The organism is Mycobacterium syngnathidarum (assembly GCF_001942625.1).
In the GTDB taxonomy this organism is placed as follows: domain Bacteria; phylum Actinomycetota; class Actinomycetes; order Mycobacteriales; family Mycobacteriaceae; genus Mycobacterium; species Mycobacterium syngnathidarum.
The window spans coordinates 17,358-37,221 of sequence record NZ_MLCL01000004.1; the positions used below are offsets into that span (position 1 = coordinate 17,358).

A 19,864-nucleotide genomic window follows, 5' to 3' on the forward strand; every position below is an offset into this window, starting at 1 on the left:
CGAGTACAGCCTCTTCGACGGCACCACCCTGACGGAGTCGTTGTCACGGTTCGGGTGAGCAAACCGTTACGCTCCAGGTTTCGCAACGTCTGAGTCAGCATCTTCTGGCTGACTCCGGCAATTCGACGGACGAGTGCGAAATGCCGTGCCGGACCGTCAACGCGGGAGCAGGCCGCAGTCCTCGCTGCTGTGTAGGCCCAATCCGCTCAGGGGCCTAGACGTCGCCCGAGCAACAACCGTTCCACCCACCGACCGGCCAAACGGAGCTTGGCGAAACGGTTCATGGCGATGCCGAAAAGCACTCGCGCTGCGGTAATGACGCCGGCCATCGTCAGCAGGCCAAAGAACGTCAATAGCGGCTTGAGTGCCGAACGGATGGTGTCAGCGGTGATACCCGGAATCCAGCCGGACTGCACCAAGCCGGCAACGAGCAGCAAGCTGACCACAGACCAGAACGCAATTTTCGCCTTGTTGAGATGGCGATCGTATGTGGCGAAGACCCGAAACGGATTGTCTGAGGAGACTACTGCACCGGCATCGCTGCGCCAGTAGTACACCAGCTGGGTGTTTGACGGATGCATGTACGCGACGCGCTTGAGATACGTGCTCCACGCCCGAGTCTCCAGGATCCGCATATTGCGGGGTTGGGAGCTCGCCGTGCGCAACTGGTACTGGTCGGGCAGCATCGCGAAAAAGTTGACCGCGTTGATGGGCACCATTCTGGGGCGAAGGGACGCTTCTTTTGTGCGGTTTCGGCTTTCACGCACGTCAGCTATCCGGAAGTCCAGGATCACCCCACCAAAAACACTTCTCGGGGTGAGCAATGGCCTGTTCGCAAACACACGGAACCGGAACCGGACGTAGGCCATCGAGCCGCCTGCGAGCGGAGATGTCAATGGCACCAGGTAGCAGGACGATCGGGGCAGCTCATCTGAAATGGCCGCCACCTTCGCCGTGTCAATGTGGCGGGGATGGAACTCGTCTCCCGAAGCGAGGGCCAGTATCTGGTTCGGCGCTGTCCCAGAAATGGTGACCGGTTCACCGAAGACCAACTCTGCGGTCTCCGGGTGGAACAACGTGTCGTAGAGGTCCATGCACCGCCGGAACTGGTCGCCATTGAAACCGTCCTCGACCTGGAAGGGCAACAGCAGCTCAACAGCTTTGACTGGCTGGGTGCCAGTCGCCGAGATCTGCAGGCCCAGATCGAAATACAACAGCCGTCGACCGGGAACGAATGACCGAAGTACCCAGAGATTGATATGGCATCGAGTGATGCTGAAGCAAGCAGCTTCGTCGGCATCTGCTGGTTTCAACACAGCGAAGTAACCCACAGCGCCGCCCTATCGGGAACCGATGAAAACGTAGGATTGGGGCGCGGCTTTCACTCCAAGAGACTCCAGCGACACCGGCTGATCTAGGCGCCTGGGCCCGACAACCCTGATCGCGGTGGGCCGGCGTGCGCCGCGCAGATACGACTCGACAGCTACCCGCGCGCAGTCGTCTTCTTCCAGCGCATTCAGATTGTTGTCGATCTCGATGAGGTCGGCGACGTGAAAAAGCCCGGTCACAGCCCGCACTGGGATCGGCTCATAGATGAATATCTTCAGTCCGGGACTGAACCGAGGCCGTTGACGCCGAAACTCAAAATGCTTGTCCCCTCGATAGATCCGAGCCGCATGCTCGCTGCGGATCGCCATAACAGCGGTCAACGCAGGCTGTCCTCCGTCGGCAGACAGGTCATGACGTACTCATTACGGCCTGGGCCATACCGATCTGCCTCATACGCCACCGTCAGGAAGCCAACAGGCGCGAAGGCGCGTCGCACCTGATCGTGATGGCGTTCCGCGACCGTGACATGCACCTGGCCCACCGCATCACGCACCCAGCGGCCGTAAAGGAACCGAATAAGAGATCCGCCGACACCACCGTTTCGGTACTCGTCGGCGATGAGGAAGGTACTGAGCTTGAGCCGATCGAAGGCCTTCGGTGTTTCGATCGCCACTCCCGCAACCACATTGTCGACCTCGACGAGTGTGCATCGAGCACGGCCAGCCAACACGTCATCTAGACGGCGCTCCAACCAGGTGTCGCCCTGCGGATATAGCTCCGGCAGCACTGCGAGGAGCGATTGCACTCGCGGTAGATCGCTGAGGATGAGATCACGCGGCTTTGGCCGCCCTGAGAGGGCCGGAAGCTTCGCAGGTGGGAAAACAAGCACCACCATTGCCTCCCTTGCTAGTGCGGCCGGTGACGGCCATCGACTTCTTTCGCCATGGTAGTCATCCAGGTGACAGTCGGCGGGAAACTGCTTTGTACAGCGTGTTCGCCGGAGGGATGGCGACTGGCAGCACCGGTCCGATTGCGCTCATGTCGTGAAACTGGGTTGGGCTGCAATTCACTGACGTCTAGGTCTGATTTCCTCAGGATTCAGCGTGTTGCGCCGTTGTTCTGCGGCGTACTCGCGAGGCCCGACCGCCCATGCCGAGTCGGACGCGCGTCTGACGTGGTACACCAGCGACGGCAACGCAGTCGCCACGTTCACCCACTCCGGCAACGACATCGCTGAGCCGGCCAGCTTCGTCGACTTCGATCTGCTGTGCCAACGGGATTGGTACAACGCGGCCGATGATGCAAACCATAAAGGACGTCCGACGGCGGAGATCCTGATCCACGCGCCGCTGCCGATTGAACTTCATCAGCCATGTGCGCACCTCAACCGAAGCAACGATGACCACAGCGCAAGCACTGCTCGCCCTTGTCGGTGGCTCACGCGACCATGTCGTCCAACCGGCAGATGTACTACTAACCGAGCAAGAGGTGACAGCAACAATGATCAGTTACGGCAAAGGCGATCTGCTCCAGGCCGACACAGAAGCGCTGATCAACACCGTCAACTGTGTCGGTGTGATGGGCAAGGGCATCGCGCTGCAGTACAAGCGCCGCTACCCAGACATGTTCGCCGCATACCAGAAGGTATGCAAGCGCGGTGAAGTCGCGATCGGGAAGATGTTCGTCTACGAGACTGGCCAGCTCGAAGGACCGAAATACATCATCAATTTCCCGACCAAAAAACACTGGCGATCACCGTCACAACTGTCCTACATCGACGACGGACTGATCGACCTCATCCGTGTCATCCGCGACCTGAACATCACGTCGATCGCCGTCCCGCCCCTAGGCGCGGGCAACGGCGGCCTCGACTGGTCCGACGTCGAACCCCGCCTCGTCAAGGCCTTCTCCCAGATCCCTGATGTCAACGCGGTCCTGTACGCGCCGGCCCGTCGGCCGCCGGAACGCCGCGGCGACCAAAATTCGCATGACCTGGCCGGCGGCCGGCTCGACGAGGGGACTACCTCCTTGTGAGGACTGACGCTGTTCACGCCAAAGGTCCGTCACCTCGACGCCGACGACAACGTATATGCGGCCATGGACGAGAAGATCGTGTTGTCGACCAAGCGGGAGCCGTTGCTCGGCGAAACTGACGCCAACAGGCAGCGCTATCGAGCGGTCCCCCGCATCGCGTCGGATGCACTCTGGCCGGGATCATCTGTGGCCGCTGTGTAGTCGACAGGAAATCCTGCGCACACGCGGTCGAGGATGGATGGGTTGACGACGTGGGCGCTGTCGTTGACGTCGGCTCCGGCGTCGGCCGACAAGATCGTCAACGTGCGCGCCAGTGCTACTTGCGGATCATCGCCCGGCGATATCGGGGCAGGGACTGGCCATATCGCTCCGCTGGAGTCTCGGAAGAAGCCGCCGGTGTCTGTCACGTATGCGTGGACCAGGGTGCCGGTGGCCGGCACCCTGGTGCCGACGGTGTGCGCCACCGTGCCGTCGCGGCGGGCGATCCAGCAGTCGGGCAAGCCAGGGTGGACCAGAAATTCCCCAGGCCCTTCCCAGCCCTTAAGCGGGCGGTAAAGCAGCCAGAAGCCCAGCTCAGGAGGAGTGGGCGCTGGCTTGAGACGGGCAAGCCAGGCTTCGGCCAAAGGCCCTGCCGGGTCGACAACCTTGGTGCCATGGGCTACCGCGACGGCCGGGATGGCTTCGACCAGCAGGCTGGTCACCAACTGTGGATCGGGCGCCCGTTGATGCAAGAGCAACGTTGCTTCACCGTCGCTGACGTAGCTATCGCCACCCGGGTACGCCGGCACCGCGGCGAAGTTGAGTCCGCCTACACCGTAGCGGTCCCTGTCGGCGTCGGATATCTCGATAAGAAACGACTCCGCGCGATGCACGACGCGATCGACGATGTCTTGAACAATCGGTGACGAGTCGGGTATGGCCTTGGCCAGGGTTCGTGGATAGCAGTCGTGGAAACCGAAGGTGACCTCACGGGGGCCATCGCCTGGCCGCCAGGCAAGCATCGCGTCTCGGTCTCGAAGCCCACACGGCCAGTACGGCAACGAGGTTTGCAGCAGGTTGTTGAGGTCACACCATCCGAATCGCTCGGTGGAAATTCCCACGGAATCCACTGCATGCGTGAGCCGTCCATCGGCAACCCACAGCCCTGGTTGGCTTACGTCATTGCCAACCCGAATCGGCGCGGCGTGACCGGTCAGCACGGCGACTGCACTCGCTCCGGTCATGCCTAGCAATAGGTCCGCAGTGTCTTTGATCTGCGCCCCTGGTGAATCCCGCACGGGATAGCCAATCGCCACCACGCCGCGGTCATCGCGCGGATCCCAGGTGTGCACTACGAGATCAGCCGCGATCTCAGGAATCTCGATATGACTGGTGTGCAGTAGGCGTGCTGGGCCGCGTTGGGCCGTCAGCGGGAACAACCGAGGGATCCGCTCGTCGCCGCCGCGGCCCGCTAGAAACCTGTAGACCTCTTCCAGGCTCCAGCGTTTCGCGACAGCATCAGAGTTGGTACCGAAGAAATCAGCGGCCAACGATTCGCCACTCTCCGTCAAGTACCGCGTGACCCTGTCAGCAGTCAGATACGAGTCATACCAACGAGACAACGAGCGCCACTGGTCTTCTTGGACAAACACGAATCCAACCGTATCGCGACGGAACCGTTTGCTGCGGCCCAGACGCGACCGGGGCGACAGACCACCTGGGGTAAGAAAGCTATCTTGTAGAATCGTTGGCGCCGGCCTTGAGGCAACCCCCGACATATGAGCGGGTTTTGAAAACCGGGTCCCCTGTTCGCAGGAACCCGGTTTTCACGTTCAACGGCCTGACCGACACAGCGTCGCAGTTCGCGAATACAGACGCCGCACCCCCCTTACACGCGTTCCTCTGGAAGCGTGTGCTGGGTCTCCCCGCGATCTGGCGCACGGCGGCCGCTGGCCAGCCCGGTGATCGCCGAATTTCTCGCCGGGGCACCCCCGGGCAGCAATGGACGGGTTCGGGATCAATAGTCGGCCCGGTTGGCGCCAGGTATAGAGATATATGGGACCGTATCGAACTTTTCCTATACGGGCACAAACTGTTCGACATGAACCGATCACCATAGGCCGCTCGTTTCACTGGATGGACCACGAACAGGTTCTCACTACCCTCGACGAGATGGTCGACGACGAGGGCGGCTTGGTCATCGCCAACGACAGCAACCTCGCCCTGCCGAGCACACCATGGCAGCAAGCCATCCCAGACATCCAGCGCCGATTTCTGCCGCCCCATTACCAAGACAGCCCGCCACCGGCGGCCGGCACCTCCCAAACCCACAAGCAACTGTTGGCCAATTCAGCCGTCCATCAGGTGAATCGACAGGTCTACGGATACCGGCTCGGTGACCGACAGGCTGCCTTCGAGGACGCGATCCGCAGGACCTTGCTCTCGCTCGACCCAGCGGACATTTCACCGAACCGGTCGCCCTCGAAGTCCTGACTGCGACCCGCAGACCGCAGTCCAAGCCCGGCCAACATCAGATCTCATGTTCCGAGATGCCGAGACAATCGGTCTGCAAGAACGCGTGTTGTTCCGTTAGCTAGGGACATGGCCGGGTTTGACTGGTCAGTGTGGGGGATTCACTGCTGGACTTAGGAATTGATCGGCGCCGGTTTTTCACCGCCGCCCTGGTTATATCGGCCTCCGCCGCAGCAGGCGCGGCGTGCGCAACGCCAGCCGCCGACACCGAGGCCCCTGCCGCAGTGCCTGTACGGCCGGTTGAACCGCATTACGTTTCACTGCTCGACACCGCGACGGCGCTCAAATCTGGCCAGGTTTCCCCGGTGGAGCTGAACCGCGCTCTATTGGACAGGATCAACCACCTACAACCGACCCTGCACGCCTATACCACCGTGACCGAACAACTTGCCGTCGAGCAGGCTAAACAAGCCGAACGCGAGATCGCCAGCAGGAATTACCGGGGCCCGTTGCACGGCATCCCGATCGCGGTCAAAGACCTGTGCCGCACCAAGGGGATTCCAACGACCGCGGGAATGTCGATCTATGCCCAGTACCGCCCCGACTACGACGCCACCGTAGTTCGGCGCCTTCGAGATGCCGGAGCAATTCTGGTGGGCAAGCTGGCGCTGACCGAAGGCGCGTCCGGCGACTATCACCCCACCGTGACACCACCGGTCAACCCCTGGAACCCGGCGCACTGGGCCGGATCGTCATCGAGCGGCTCCGCGGTGGCCACCGCCGCGGGCCTGTGCTTCGGCTCCCTGGGCACCGACACCACCGGATCAATCCGCTACCCTGCCGCAGCCAACGGCGTGACCGGACTCAAACCCACCTGGGGACGAGTCAGCCGCTACGGCGTCTTCCCCTTGGCCGAAAGCCTCGACCACGTCGGCCCGATCACCCGCAGCGCCGCCGACGCCGGCGCGATCCTGGCCGTGATCGCCGGCCACGATCCCAACGATCCCACGAGCTTGATCGCACCCGTGCCCGACTATTTGGCCAATCTCGATGCACGGCTGGAGAATCTGCGTGTAGGGATCGACCCGGCCTACAACGAAACCGGAGCCGATCCACAAACCATCGAGATGGTCCGGGCCGCGCGTACAGTGTTCGAAACCCTCGGTGCCGACGTCAAAGAAGTCCACGTACCGAACCCAAAACTTGTGATCACCAGCGGGTTAGCCTCATGCGCCGCCGAAGCAGCCATCGCGCATGAAGCGACGTATCCGTCCCGGCGCGACGAGTACGGACCGCTGGCCGGGCTGTTGGACGTCGGCCGCGCCGCGACCGGCATGGATGTCATGGAAGCCCAGCGGGCACGCCTCGCTTTCACTGGAGGTCTCGCTGCATTGTTCACCGACATCGACGTACTGCTGACCCCGTCACAACCGCCCGACAACCTCACCATCGAGCGGATCAACCAGCTGTGGTCCACTCCGCAAGGCACCGCCTTAATGTGGCGCTTCACCGAACCGTTCAACATGTCGGGTAACCCCACCATCACGTTGCCAGGCGGATTCACCCACGACGGTCTACCGCTCACGTTCCAGCTCGTCGCCCGCCACCTGGACGAAGCAATCCTGGTGCGTGCAGGCAACGCCTATCAACACGCCACCGACTGGCACCAGCGCCACCCCACCGACTGAGCCCCCGGGGGGCAACGCTGTCCTTGAGATTCTGCACGAGCAGTTGGGCTGCTGCCGTGACGGCGCCAACGAGAGGTTTGTCTCCCGCCTAAATGTGTTAGCCAGCAACGGGCACTCCGTGCCACGATGAGCGGGGAATTTCCGAGTTCACAAGGGGGAGCTGTGATTCTGGTGGGCAACTACGCCGTTCTGGGCAATCATCCAGGGCAGGTGGATGTTCCGCGTATTAAGCGCGTCATGCTGGACACGAATGTTGTGTCTGATTTCACCAACTTCTACTTCGGCGCTGAGCGAGTCGACAAAGAGGCGCTTGGGACTGCCCCCGGTTTGGTTGACTCCTGATCTGTGAGGATTCGTCCTTGCTGGAAGGATCTCGTGCCGAAACCGTTTCCTGCCGAGTTCCGCGCCGACGTCATCGCCGTGGCCCGCAAGGGTGAAGCGCCGCTGCGCCAGATCGCGAAAGACTTCGGCATCTCGGAGGCCTGCCTGCATCGCTGGCTCAAGATCGCCGACCGCCAAGACCGTGTCGACCGGCCCGCGTCTGCGGCAGCCTCTGATGATGTGGCCGCGCAGCTGCGCGGAGCACACAAGCGGATCAAACTCCTCGAGCAGGAGGCCGAGGTGATGCGCCGCGCAGTCGACTATCTGTCCCGGGACGCCAACCCAAAATGATGTACCCGCTGGTCCTCGACCTTGCCACAGACGGAGTTCCCGTCACGGTGACCTGCCGGGTCCTGGGATTCACTACCCAGGTGTTCTACAAATGGCGCAAAGGACCTGTGTCGCAGCGTTATTGGGACGATGCACACCTGATCAACGCCGCCCGCGACATCCACGCCGACGACCCGGCCTTCGGGTACCGGTTCATCGCCGACGAGCTCCCTGGACGCGGGATCACCGCCGGCGAGAACCGCGTCGCTCGGCTGTTTTCCCAGGAACGGATCTGGTCGATCTTCGCCAAGAAACGTGGACTGAACCGTCGGTCCGGGCCACAAGTGCATGACGACCTCGTGCAGCGCGTGTTGAGTGGGGCGGTGGAGACGCCGGTATTTGCGCGACCGGCGCGTCTTGGTGTCCGGCAGTAACGGCGTATGTGGCGGCAAACAAGCGAAGAGGGCGCTGTGCCTTGCTCTCGCCTACGTGTCTGTGTCGCTTTTTGCCGCAACGGGAGCTGGATGGCCGCGGGTATAGTTTGCCGTCGACACTGCGTTGTTTTGAGGGGGAACGATGCCGAGTGCGCACGAGCCGTTGAAAGTCGATCCAGCTGAGCTGCACATGTTGGCCAGCCGAATCGAAGGACATGCCGGCGAATTCCAGACAGCGCACCAGTCAGCGCATGCACGAGCTGGCGGTGTCGCGTTGAGTTCCGGCCTTGCAGCCACTGCGTTACCTGGCATGCTTGCCGCCTGGGAGGACGACGCGACTCGGTTCGGGAAACACTTCGCCACCAACGCTGAAAGCCATCGCCAGGCTGCGGCCCGTTACACCACTACGGACAACGACGGCTCTGGGAACATCACTGACGCCGCGTCACGGCTGTAGGGCCAGTTGTGTCACTGACCTTGCAAGAGTTGCTGGAGTGGCCTCGCGAGATCCAGGACCTCACCGGCGCTACCCGTGAGGCCGCCACCAACCATTCCAACTCAGCCAACTTTTACCGATCCCTGACGAAGTTTTCGTCCTGGCAGGGTGAGGGTGCAGACGCGGCCAAGGCAGCGATGGAGGCGGTCGCCGGCCAGCACGACGCGACAGCCGAGAACCTCGGTAAAGGCGCGGCTGTGATGGACCACGCCGCCGAGGAAGCCGAATCGGTAGCCAACACGATCAAAGGCATCCTCAACGATGCAGCAGCTACGCCCCCTGTAGAAATCAACCCGTCCACCAACCAGGTGATTTCGCCCGACACCAGCTACATGACCGAGGAATACGCCAAACAGGTCGCAGCCAAAGTCACCGACTTGCAAGAACGGATCGCCGCTGCGCTCGCGGCGGGTGAAGCGGTGGACGCCGACCTAGCGAGCGCGATCAAAACCGCGACCGGCGCAGAAGATCCGATGCCAGGCGACAGCCGGCCTGAAATACACGACGCGCTATCTAAGCCACTGCCCGAAGACCCAAATCAATTCACCGACCTGTGGAACAAGCTGACCGACGAAGAGAAGGAATGGCTCTATCAGCGCGACCACTTCGTCGGTAACCACCCAGGGATGCCGTTCGTCGACAAAAATCGCTTCAACGAGCGGCACCTGGCGGAACTCACCGCGGTCAAACAGGCCGAAATCGACCGCCTTGCCCGTGAACACCCAGACTGGGCAGCCGGAGGAAAGCCGAAAACCCCGAATCCGAATCCGCCGGACTATCGGGCGTGGAAGGACCAATGGAATGCCGCGCACCGCAGTCTCGACGGCTACAACGCGGTCGAGTCAAAGATCGATTCGAACGATGGCGTCCCGCGCCTGCTCGGATACATCGACGACCAAGGCCATGCAGCTATCTCGATCGGAAACCCTGACACGGCACAACGCAATGCGGTGTTCGTACCGGGTACAGGCCAAGACCTCGCGGCGATTAGCGGTAGCGACGGCAAGTCGATGGACATGTTCCGCGCAGCACTCGACGCGGACCCAGCCCTGACCGCCAAAGACGTGTCGGTAACCACATGGATGGGTTATGACCGACCAATGAACGTGTTTGAGGCCGGATCAAGCGACCCGGCCCGAGGCGGGGCCGGCGCGCTCGACACGTTTGTCGACGGCATGCACGCATCCCACATCGGCCCACCAGCAATCGACACCGTCATTGGACACAGCTACGGCTCGACGCTGGTGGGCGCCGCCGGCTCCGACGGCCATCACTTGGCTGTCGACAACGTGATCGCGGTCGGCAGCCCCGGGATGCTCGTCGACCATGCCAGCGACCTCAGCCTTGACCCCGACGCCAACGTGTACGCCACCCGCGCTCGGTTCGATCCCATCAACCTGGCTACCGGATGGACCCTGGGCCCCAATCCGACGACCGACGACTTCGGCGCTACAACACTGGAAGCTGCCCCTGGCCCCACCACCGGGCCACCCATCCTGCGCATCCCCTCTATCGCCGCACATAGCAGCTACTGGGACGAGGGAAACCCCGCTCTCGCTAACATGGGCGCCATCATTGCGGGAATGCCCCCGCCGAAGGTGGTGCCATGAGTTGTGAACGTGCCGAACGCGGCACACGATCGTTTCGACTTGCCTGGTCCGCAGCCATGCTCGCGCTGGCTATTCTGGTTGCCAGTTGCGGCACCGATGGACACGATGCCCCAGCAATTCCCAGTGGTGTTACCGATATTGGAGGTCCACCCATGACATCTGCACCCCCACCACCGCCTGGGTGGAATCCGAAAGATGTTGTACCTCAAGATCAGCAGCAAGCCCAAGACACCTTGAAGGGCTACCTGGTGCGTACATTGCGCGAGTTACCAGACGGAACGACCCTCGACGCCACCAGATACGGCAGCGCCGGCCACAACAGCTGGTGTGAAGATGAGCCTGCCGACCCGAAGAACGCCCCCACCCGCTATCACACATCCGGGGACCTCAAGGTTGCATCTGGGGAGGACCCCGCCACCTTCATCCGACGGATCGGCGACATCTGGCGAGGTTGGGGGTGGTACGTCATGGAACGAGACGGCTTTCGTAAGCCCAACCAATTCGGCTACGGCCCAGACGGATACCGCATGCAGATAGTGATCGCAGCCCGGGACGGCTATCCCCCCACGCTCGCGGGCTCATCACCATGCTTCCCCGGGACACTGGCGCGCGACGATATCAGCTTCCCCGCAGTCCTGACAGCGCACTGACCCGTCAATCACGCGTGTTTGTCCAATCCAGATATGAACGAGTACGCGGAGGATCTGCCCAGGCCTCGCCTGCCAGCCGTTGCGGAAGACTACCTGAACTGTGAGCGGGCCTGGTGGCGGCTGCTCCGCGGAACCGGCGCAGTGACACAGGGGGAATCAACCGCGTCGCTGGCACGGTGGCTGGAGCGGCGGTGATACGAAACCCGCTGGATAGCCAGTGGTCGGGAGCAACATCGGGGTGGTTGAATCGCCCGCAGTCGTCCAGGGAGTCCCGGAATGTGTCGGCGACCTCGGGTAGCGCAGTCAGCGGAACCATGCACGACCCCCACCGGTGGTCTCTCGCCGCCGGACAAAGGTTGGCACCTACACCGCCATTCCAGGCACTCAAGGTCGATAAGGGATCTTCGCAACTAGGGACAACTATGGGCCGGCAGGCTGCCTGGCGAATCGGTATTGCGTTGGTCCGAAACGCGGGATGCGCGCCTACAACTTAGTCCCGGGCGCTAAATTGGCGGTGTCGGACGCGGCTGAATCCGAATTGCGCGGCCAGAGGCACCTTCTGCACCCGGGAGGCCACGTTCCCATGATCACGCCCGAACCCCATATCGCTGCCGCCACGAAGAAACCTCGACCGGCACAAGTAGATCGGTTCGGCCGCATGGTCGCAGCGGCTGCTCATGCCGAATGGTGCGCCGGCCATCCAGCCCCGTTATGGGGCGAAGTATTCGCCATACCGGACATCAGGGAACTGCTGAATGCGCTGCACATTCAAGACCAACGTCGAGAGCGGGAGCGGCTCATGCACCGCGCCGCACGTCGTGGATGGGTGGTCTTCACACCTAGACCCAGGTCGCTATGCGCCGGCCCTATGTTCTTCGCATCGCGCTCTAATCGCACGCACAAGTGTCGCTCGACCGATATCGGTCGAGCAATGGCCCAGTCCATCAGTACGTTCCAGGCCAACAACCATCGCAGCCCCACCATCGAGGAACTCGCTGACCGTGTCAGACTTCCCAACGGCCGCAGGGCATTTCGCAACGGGACAGACCTCCGCCAGCACCTTCATTGGCTTGATGTGTCCGGCTGGGTGCATATTGAGGACGGCCAGATTCGAACCGGCCGTACAGCAGAAACCGACAAGCGGAATCTCCTGGCATCGCGGGCCCCGACCACCCCAACCCAGCTCTACATATCTATCTCCGCGGCCGAACGACACGCCGGACTTACATAAATAACTGAACATGCACCATCGGACGAGCCTCACGGGGAACGCGACCGGAGCCGCGACGATCGATTAAACCGGTCAAGAACCACCGAATGTGGCCTGGACGACCTCCTCCGGTGGAGCGTGCCGACCCTGCCGCATGCGACCTGCTCACTGCACCCTGCCATCGCGCAGCGCCAGGGCGCAGGTCAACATCGGTAGCTACCAGAGTCAGCGGGCCCATCCCCGCTACACATTTCCGCCACTGTGTCCCCCGCAAGAAGTGACCAGTGGCGCCCTCACATGCGGGCACCGACCTCGCCCTTAGAACCTTCCGGTGTTGGCAGCACCGATTGCCGTCGGAAGAGGGCCAAAGAACACCGCAATTATGCACTTAATAAGTGCTATAATTAGCATTCCACGACCCATCAAATCACGACTATTTGTATTAATTTCGCTCATAGGAGTGAGTGCTCTGAAGCGAGAAGCCACACTCAACACCCCGCAGGCAGGTCGGCCCACAACATCCGCTCCCGCCGCCGCACGCCTGCTTGGGATAGACGTGCGGACAGTGCGGGCGAGGATCGTGCGCGGCGAACTAGCCGGAGGCGCAGTGGCAAAGAACCGTCGGCTGCGGTGGTTCGTTTACTCCGATGCGTTGATGATCGACGTCGCGACCACCGACGATCAGCGGGACGCCGCTGGACACGCGGCGATCAAGAAGGCTGCCTCGCTTCTCCTGCAAGCACATGCGGAACTGCAAGCAGGCCTTGGCCGCGACAGCAAGAGCCTCGACCATCTCGGACGTGCTCGCGCTGAGTTGATTGCCCATAAGAAAGCAGTGACGAAGTCGTTCGGCCATCTCCAGGCCGCCTTGGCACTCATTGACGAGGAACCATCAGACCCAAGCCGCAATGGCGAGAACGGTGTGCGCTGATGACTGTCTACGTCGACGACATGCGCATGCTGGCCACGATCGGTCGGCTCGACGCGCGATGGTCACATCTGACCGCAGACACTGAAGAAGAACTGCACGAATTCGCCGCCAGGTTGGGTCTGTCACGCCGCACCGCGCAGTTCCCCGGTACGTGGAAATCCCACTACGACGTCACCGATTTCACGCGAGATCGGGCGATGGAACTTGGCGCGGTCGCCATCGGCTACAGGAGCACCGAGGCGGTGGCGTTGTTGCGCCGCAAACGTGCGCTTCAGCCCCCTTCGGTCCAACTCGCGTTGCCACTGGAACTTTCATCTCAACGGCCCGACACACGGCTCGGGACGGCAAGCATGCGATGACCGTCGTAGTGGCGCAGATGCGACACGCCGCAAGCCGCCCGTCGGCGCCAACGGCCGGCTGGGATAGTGACGCAATGGCATTGGCTTTCACGGAGAGGACTGTCGACGACCTGCTCCGACAGACCTACACCGCGATCCGCGAACAGGGACAACCTGTTTCGCCGACGCGCGCACCAACCCGCGAGCTGATCGGGGTCTCTTTGGAGTTAACCGAGCCCCGCTGCCGGCTGAGCCGGACCGAAACCCGACGCCTTTCACGAACCGGAATCGCCCAGTTGGCTTGGTACCTGAGCGGCACGACCGACCCGGAAATGATCCTGCACTGGGTGCCCAAGCATCGCGAAGAGCTGGAAGACGACGGCACCATCCATGGCGCCTATGGTCCGCGAATGTTCGGCACGGGGGAGAATGGCCAGTTCCGTACAGTGCTGAATTTGCTCGCCAGATCGGATTCGTCTCGTCGCGCGGTTATTCAGCTCTTCGATGCAAACGACCTGACGGGCCCGGGGCGGTACAAGGACGTGCCGTGCACGAACACCCTGCAGTTCTTTGTACGGGACGCTCGATTGCACCTGATGGTCACGATGAGATCGAACGACGCCTACATCGGGTTACCGCTGGACGTGTTCGCGTTCACCATGCTGCAGGAATTGATGGCCGGTGAACTCGGTGTCGGGATCGGACGCTACATCCATAGTGTCGGCAGTCTGCACATCTACGACTACGACGACGAGAAGATCGACTGTTTCCTCGCCGAGGGGTGGCAAAGCACCGACACCCCCATGCCGGCCATGCCGGCGCAGAGTCTCACCCAGCACGTCCCGGAGTTCCTCGCCGCCGAGCAGCAGATCCGCAGCGGTGCGCCGTTCGCCGACGTGGCTCTCCCGTCCGACCCGTACTGGGCTGATCTCGCTCGCATGTTGGCTCTCGAGTCGGCTCGCGGCCGGGATACACCCGACGAGGTCGCCGCTGTCAAAGAGTCCATTGCTGCATCCTTTTTCAGCGAGTTCATCCGACGAGATTAAGGCCACTGCCACCCATGTATTCGCCGCTGGTTCGTCTGATCGACCAAGCCTCTACGCTCACGCCCTCCGACTGCGTCCTAGACTGGGCAAGCCCTGTCCCGTTCTTCGGCGACGTGGACCAAGCCAAGGTTGCGACCGTCGGCATCAATCCCAGCAACCGAGAGTTCGTCGACGCGGCAGGACGCGAACTGTGCGGCCCCCGGCGCAGATTGAGCACCCTGGCCTCGCTGGGACTGCCACGATGGTCACAAGCCACCGGACAGCACTTGAGTGAGATCCGCCGCTCCTGCACGCGCTACTTCAAAACCAACCCCTACCGCCGCTGGTTTGATGTGCTCGACCGCACGCTGCGTGCAGGGCAGTTCTCCTACTACGACGGCAGCGCCTGCCACTTGGACCTGGTCGCCCTCGCTACCCGGAACAAGTGGGCCGCTGTCGATACGCGCACGCGTCAGAATCTGATCAACAACGGAAAGTCCGTTCTCGCGCAGATTATTCGCGATAGTTCCGTGACGACGCTGATCCTCAACGGGCGTTCAGTGGTGACGGAATTCGAGTCGTTCGCCAGCGTGGCGCTCATCGCCGAGCCGATCGACAGCTGGACGTTGCCGCGAAAGAACGGCGGTGTCAACGGTTATCTGTTCACCGGAACCATAAGCACTTTGGGCGGTATCGATCTGGGGCGAGAGGTCTCGGTGTATGGCTACAACCACAATCTGCAGAGCAGTTTCGGTGTGACCTCTGAGGTCATCGACCGCATCGGAGTTCGGTTGGGAGACAGCGTTGCCGCGTCCAGCCGTTAGCCCGCTCGACCAGGCGTTGGCCCAGCGCCTTCGAGAAGCCCTCGACGACTACGCCGCAACCGTGCGGCCCCTGCCAGGCATCGCCTCACCCGCGGCCAAGGACACATTCATCGCCCAGCTCGTCGACAGCGACCGGCGGCGGCGCTTCGCCTTGCGCGTAGGCGCCTCCGATCCCCACCCCAAGGTGCTCGGAGAACCGGTGTCGGCGTTCAACCCGCACTACGCCGCCGTGCGCTGCGTCCGCGACGGAGACTTCGACGAAGCATGCTGGCTAGTTTTTCTGGCCACCCACTTCGGTTTTCATCGCCACAACAGGTGGGCGTTGTCAGCCAATTTCTATCGCCGCCTCGACGCAGGTCAGCCATGGACATGGGAGACGGTCTCGGCGGAGCCTGCCGCCGTGCGGGCCTGGCTCGACAGCAACCGTGCCGCACTACGCAGCACGGGAGGGCCGTTCGGCAATCACCGCAAGTACGAGAGCCTCGCTGGCAACACACCGGCAGGCACCGGTGAGACCATCGAATCCTACGTCGAGTGGGTTGGCCCTTCCCATCGCGCCCATTTCGACGATCTCTGCGCCTCGGGATCTGCGCAGGAATCATTCGCCGCTGCCTACACGTCGATGGCTGAAGTTGCCCGTTTCGGCCGCACCGCGCGTTTTGACTACCTCACGATGCTGGGCAAGCTGGGGATCGTCGACCTGTGCCCGGACAAGCTCTGCTTGCAGAACTCCACCGGGCCGCTTAACGCCGCTCGACTGCTTGTTTCGGGTTCGGCGGGAGTGAAGACGTCGGCAGCCGAGTTAGAGGGCTACTTGTGCGATCTCGGTGACCATCTGGGAGTCACCTTTGACATCCTCGAAGACGGGCTGTGCAACTGGCAGAAGAGTCCTGGCCGGTTCATTTCATTCCGAGGTTAGGACCATCCCACGCATACCGCCGTTTGAGCGTGTTGAACTGGTTTTGCCTGATAGTGCCGCGGTGCTGCAGTTGCCCAACAACGACACCGGTGGAAACCCCGTTGGCCTGAGCAATCCGCGCGATCGACCGTGCCGTAGGTCGGCCCTGAACGTCGACTCCCGCGGGAAACAACTGGCGTTCGGCGAATGCGTTGGCCTCGTCTTCGACGTCGTCGTTCAATCCGTCGTCGAAACTGTCGATATGCATTCCCTCACCCGGATGCAGGACGATGTGACCGGCTTCGTGAAAAAAACTGAACCAGAAGTGGTCATCAGAAAGATGCCGCGCAGACAGCTGGATCAGAGGGCGGCCACGGTAGGTGCGTGCGACCCCGCTGACGGGACAACCCTTCGGAGGCCGGACCACCACCACGACCACACCTGCGTCGGCGCACCGCGCGGTAAGTTGCGGAATGAACCGCGCGGGATCCTTAATCCTTGTCAACCCAACGAGATCAGCGACCGTACTAGTGAACCGATCCGCGTCGAACACGCCGGACGTGGACTGATCCTCGGCTTGAGCTTCGCAGGCTCGAAACCAAGCCGAAGTAGCTGCGGCATCAACGTCATAAGTCGATGACCTACGATAGTGCGCGGTGTGCACCGCCTGCCCGTAACGGGACTCCCAGCCTGCTGGTTCGTCCACCTGAAAGTACTGCAGACACGCGTCAATCTGCTCGTGCCAGTCAGCGGGCTGAGATATCCACCCGAACTCCACCATCTGTGAGATCGGAAATCGTTGAGCCCACTGGTCGGCCTCGACCCGTCGAAGATCATCGTGGTACTGGGCGTCACGCGTGATCCAGAACTCCCTGCTCGCCCCCACTGTCGCCGACAGAGTCTCGGCAAGGCCCAGAGTGATCGGCAGCGACCCGACAAGCAACTCGGCCAGCTGTTGGGTAGCCAGACCGAGTCTGGTCGCGAGTTCGCTATCACTAATGCCACGGTCGGCGGCGGCCTGCACGATCGTCTCCCCAGGCGGAGACGCCCATCGCGGCGACAGCCCAGTCGCGTTCATCGGACTCCCCTGTCTATCTGCACGAGTTTGACTCGATTTACGCACTTCCAGTCTAGGACGCCGTTTTCGGCGGGTTGGGCCGACTTGCCGTACGGCTCCCACCGCATTGTGGCAGACGTGCCCAAATTGAGGAGATAAATACCGCCATCTACACGCGGATTGCCCGTCGGCAAATCGAAAAGTCCATCGGCAGAACGTAGGTCGGCCAGGCGAGCGTGCAGTAGTCGTGCGACGTCGTCACCGAGTTTGGCCTTCGCCACTTCCGGGTCCTCGCATAGCACCCGCAGTTCCGGCGTCGCGAACGAGACGATGATCACGACGGCACCGAACCAGCCACGTCCTGCGACGGCGCCACGCACAAAGCTGCTGCAATCACGGCCGACCGAACTCGACCGGCGGTGTCGATGGCCATGACAGTAAGAATTCGGGCCCCCCAGCGCCGCGGCATACGTTTCTTCTCTCAGCCCTCGTGAAAGTCAGACAAACGGTGAAGAGTAACAGATATGCCATCCGGCATATCTGTTCAGCGTATGCAGCGATGGCCCGCTTCTAATCCGCATCCACCGCAATTCGAATGCCATCTCGCTCGCATCGTGTATGCCGCCGCGGCACACCTCGCTATCCCAGGACCCGCGTCCGCCCGACTATTGAGCGAAAAGGAAGCCGCCCGCAAATTGCGGCGGTGATACAAACGGATTCATTGCAGCATCGCCACTGCGGATATGACCACCGGCTCAAATTTTGAGGCCGACCCGACTAACTCGCGACCAGCCTCGAAGCGCGCTGTAAAAGGGACAGCGCTTCGCGATTCGCCGAGTGAATCTGGGGATCACACTGCGATGCGCATACGTCAAGCAAGATCGTCAAGGTCCCCGCTTGCTTCGCCGCTGCACGGTTTGAGGCCCGTCATGCGTCGGCCTCGCGGTTACCTCGCCCAAGGGACGGACCACCTCGACAGTCGGCGAGAGCGTTTAAGCGAGCAATATCTAGTGCCCTTCGCAGTCACTAGCCATCCTCATTGCCAGGCAACAATATTGGCGACCTTGACGCTGTACACAACGAGCAATCACAAGAATCCCGCCGACTGCTGGGCGACACGATCTTGATCAGACCGGTATCCTGTAAACAGCTGTGAAGTGTCCAAAGAATACCACCAACTCTCGCAGCGCCCAGGCGTCGCGTTCGGGGACGGCGATGACGGCCTTGCCGTCGACCTGCTCGTAGTGCGCCGCCGTGGCTCCCCGACGGGGTCGCACGGCAACCGGCTCAGCCCCGACCCGGGCCAGGACGTCGTCGACGTAGCGCTGTACCGAGTCCACCGACCCGAATTTCGCCTCCGGAGGCAATGTGAGTGAGGTGCCGAAGAAGTCGATGGCGCGCGAACTGTGTTGGGCTGCACGGTCGAACATCGTGCGCACAAACTGCTCCGCGGCGTACACCTTGGCCCGCTGGCTGTCGCGGGTACTCACTGCTCCAGTGCGCCGCGCGCGCCCGAGATTTCCTGCTGCGGCCCCAGGCGCGCTCGCTTGCCTGCGCGGTCACCGGCTCGGCGGGCCGCCGAGGAGTATCCGGCCGACGCACTGGTGGCCCGCCAGGTGCCGCGCGCCTGCGACGCCTGCCGGTAGAAGCTGCGCAGCTCGATATCTTTGTCCCGCAATGCGATTGCCGTACCAGGACGATCATCGCGGTCGGCCTCCTGCTGGGCCTCTTCCTTGGCTTCTGACAGCCGTTGCCCGATGCGGGCTCCGAACGCCAACTGGAAGTTGAGCCGTGCCGTGATGGTCGGTGTTGGACGGTGCGCGCCGGAGGCGATGTAGCTCTCGGAGGCCTTCACCATCTGTAACACCAGGCTGGTGTAGAGCGCGTGGGTGGCGTCGATGTCCTCGGCGAACCCGTAGGCGTAGACGAACGTCGAATTGGACGCGACATCGCACTTCACATCGTTGGCCATGCCGATCACCACGAACAGCTGTACATAGGTGCGCAGGCCCTTGGTGCCTGCCTCCCCGATGGTGACGGTGCGCTGCACCGGCATCTGCGCCTTCGTGCGTTCGGCCGAGTGGGACCGGGCCAGTGCCAGGTCGATGGACGTCGCCGTGGCCAGCCGCTGCGCCGCCGCCATGAACGCTTCGGCCTCGTGGGTGTTGTCGGTGCCCTCAGCCTGACGCAACAGTGCTGCGATCCGTGCCAGCATCTTGTCGTCGCTCACGCGACAAA

General features: G+C 62.2%; 19 protein-coding genes and 4 pseudogenes. 14 read left to right on the plus strand and 9 right to left on the minus strand.

Annotated elements, in window-relative coordinates; translation table 11 throughout:
- Nucleotides 1-35: 35 nt before the first annotated feature.
- From BKG60_RS32260 to BKG60_RS01760, 4 genes and pseudogenes are all read right to left on the minus strand, one after another.
- Nucleotides 36-158 (minus strand): annotated as a pseudogene (locus BKG60_RS32260) (winged helix-turn-helix transcriptional regulator); the annotation flags it as partial.
- A 48-nt stretch (nt 159-206) separates the two neighbouring features.
- Complete coding sequence (locus BKG60_RS31305) at nt 207-1,331, minus strand: hypothetical protein (RefSeq protein ID WP_075909068.1); 1,125 nt, start codon at nt 1,329-1,331, stop codon at nt 207-209.
- Nucleotides 1,332-1,340: 9 nt separating this feature from the next.
- On the minus strand, nt 1,341-1,709 hold the full coding sequence (locus BKG60_RS01755; RefSeq protein ID WP_131827494.1) for a hypothetical protein: 369 nt from the start codon (nt 1,707-1,709) through the stop codon (nt 1,341-1,343).
- Nucleotides 1,706-2,224 carry a GNAT family N-acetyltransferase gene (locus BKG60_RS01760; RefSeq protein ID WP_131827495.1) on the minus strand — a complete coding sequence of 173 codons (519 nt, stop codon included), beginning with the start codon at nt 2,222-2,224 and terminating at the stop codon, nt 1,706-1,708. Before BKG60_RS01760 ends, BKG60_RS01755 begins: the two co-directional genes overlap by 4 nt.
- A gap of 208 nt (nt 2,225-2,432) precedes the next feature.
- On the opposite strand from BKG60_RS01760, the gene BKG60_RS32800 reads away from it, so the two are divergent.
- Together BKG60_RS32800 and BKG60_RS01770 are read left to right on the plus strand one after the other, a co-directional pair.
- Complete coding sequence (locus tag BKG60_RS32800; RefSeq protein WP_075909071.1) at nt 2,433-2,990, plus strand: DarT ssDNA thymidine ADP-ribosyltransferase family protein; 558 nt, start codon at nt 2,433-2,435, stop codon at nt 2,988-2,990.
- Nucleotides 2,881-3,334, plus strand: a pseudogene (locus tag BKG60_RS01770) (macro domain-containing protein); the annotation flags it as partial. The gene BKG60_RS32800 and the pseudogene BKG60_RS01770, both read left to right, overlap by 110 nt.
- A gap of 163 nt (nt 3,335-3,497) precedes the next feature.
- On the opposite strand, the gene BKG60_RS01775 reads toward BKG60_RS01770, so the two are convergent.
- Nucleotides 3,498-5,120 carry a hypothetical protein gene (locus BKG60_RS01775; RefSeq protein ID WP_131827496.1) on the minus strand — a complete coding sequence of 541 codons (1,623 nt, stop codon included), beginning with the start codon at nt 5,118-5,120 and terminating at the stop codon, nt 3,498-3,500.
- Between the two features lie 358 nt (nt 5,121-5,478).
- On the opposite strand from BKG60_RS01775, the gene BKG60_RS01780 reads away from it, so the two are divergent.
- The 12 genes and pseudogenes from BKG60_RS01780 (at nt 5,479) to BKG60_RS01845 (ending at nt 16,590) form a co-directional block, all read left to right on the plus strand.
- Nucleotides 5,479-5,835: a hypothetical protein gene (locus BKG60_RS01780; protein ID WP_075909073.1), complete on the plus strand. Its 357-nt coding sequence runs from the start codon at nt 5,479-5,481 to the stop codon at nt 5,833-5,835.
- 344 nt (nt 5,836-6,179) lie between these two features.
- Nucleotides 6,180-7,502 (plus strand): amidase, encoded by a 1,323-nt coding sequence (locus BKG60_RS01785; protein ID WP_239251697.1) that lies wholly within the window; start codon nt 6,180-6,182, stop codon nt 7,500-7,502.
- Nucleotides 7,503-7,664: 162 nt separating this feature from the next.
- Nucleotides 7,665-7,844 carry a hypothetical protein gene (locus BKG60_RS01790; RefSeq protein ID WP_075909075.1) on the plus strand — a complete coding sequence of 60 codons (180 nt, stop codon included), beginning with the start codon at nt 7,665-7,667 and terminating at the stop codon, nt 7,842-7,844.
- Between the two features lie 33 nt (nt 7,845-7,877).
- Nucleotides 7,878-8,530: pseudogene (locus BKG60_RS31310) on the plus strand (IS3 family transposase); the annotation flags it as partial.
- 199 nt (nt 8,531-8,729) lie between these two features.
- Nucleotides 8,730-9,044, plus strand: a complete 315-nt coding sequence (locus BKG60_RS01805; RefSeq protein WP_075909077.1) for a WXG100 family type VII secretion target — start codon at nt 8,730-8,732, stop codon at nt 9,042-9,044.
- A gap of 8 nt (nt 9,045-9,052) precedes the next feature.
- A complete protein-coding gene (locus BKG60_RS01810) occupies nt 9,053-10,693 on the plus strand; it encodes an alpha/beta hydrolase (RefSeq protein WP_075909078.1) in 1,641 nt (546 codons plus the stop codon).
- 152 nt (nt 10,694-10,845) lie between these two features.
- Entirely contained in the window at nt 10,846-11,343 is a 498-nt protein-coding gene (locus tag BKG60_RS01815; protein ID WP_242671535.1) for a hypothetical protein, read from the plus strand.
- A 1,817-nt stretch (nt 11,344-13,160) separates the two neighbouring features.
- The gene (locus BKG60_RS01825; protein WP_075909080.1) at nt 13,161-13,484 is read left to right on the plus strand and encodes a hypothetical protein; all 324 of its coding nucleotides are present in this window, start codon (nt 13,161-13,163) and stop codon (nt 13,482-13,484) included.
- On the plus strand, nt 13,484-13,843 hold the full coding sequence (locus BKG60_RS01830; RefSeq protein WP_075909081.1) for a DUF4031 domain-containing protein: 360 nt from the start codon (nt 13,484-13,486) through the stop codon (nt 13,841-13,843). Before BKG60_RS01825 ends, BKG60_RS01830 begins: the two co-directional genes overlap by 1 nt.
- A gap of 74 nt (nt 13,844-13,917) precedes the next feature.
- Nucleotides 13,918-14,868, plus strand: a complete 951-nt coding sequence (locus BKG60_RS01835; protein ID WP_075909082.1) for a thymidylate synthase — start codon at nt 13,918-13,920, stop codon at nt 14,866-14,868.
- A 14-nt stretch (nt 14,869-14,882) separates the two neighbouring features.
- Nucleotides 14,883-15,671 (plus strand): hypothetical protein, encoded by a 789-nt coding sequence (locus BKG60_RS01840; protein ID WP_075909083.1) that lies wholly within the window; start codon nt 14,883-14,885, stop codon nt 15,669-15,671.
- The gene (locus BKG60_RS01845; RefSeq protein ID WP_075909084.1) at nt 15,652-16,590 is read left to right on the plus strand and encodes an alpha-glutamyl/putrescinyl thymine pyrophosphorylase clade 3 protein; all 939 of its coding nucleotides are present in this window, start codon (nt 15,652-15,654) and stop codon (nt 16,588-16,590) included. The genes BKG60_RS01840 and BKG60_RS01845 overlap by 20 nt, the downstream gene beginning before the upstream one ends.
- On the opposite strand, the gene BKG60_RS01850 is transcribed toward BKG60_RS01845, so the two are convergent.
- The 4 genes and pseudogenes from BKG60_RS01850 to BKG60_RS01865 form a co-directional block, all read right to left on the minus strand.
- On the minus strand, nt 16,571-17,593 hold the full coding sequence (locus BKG60_RS01850) for an ImmA/IrrE family metallo-endopeptidase (protein WP_239251701.1): 1,023 nt from the start codon (nt 17,591-17,593) through the stop codon (nt 16,571-16,573). The genes BKG60_RS01845 and BKG60_RS01850 overlap by 20 nt on opposite strands.
- Nucleotides 17,594-17,643: 50 nt before the next feature.
- Entirely contained in the window at nt 17,644-17,964 is a 321-nt protein-coding gene (locus BKG60_RS01855; protein WP_075909086.1) for a killer suppression protein, read from the minus strand.
- Between the two features lie 831 nt (nt 17,965-18,795).
- Nucleotides 18,796-19,116, minus strand: a pseudogene (locus tag BKG60_RS01860) (TIGR04338 family metallohydrolase); the annotation flags it as partial.
- On the minus strand, nt 19,113-19,856 hold the full coding sequence (locus BKG60_RS01865; RefSeq protein ID WP_070186722.1) for a DUF2786 domain-containing protein: 744 nt from the start codon (nt 19,854-19,856) through the stop codon (nt 19,113-19,115). The pseudogene BKG60_RS01860 and the gene BKG60_RS01865, both read right to left, overlap by 4 nt.
- Between the last annotated feature and the right edge of the window lie 8 nt (nt 19,857-19,864).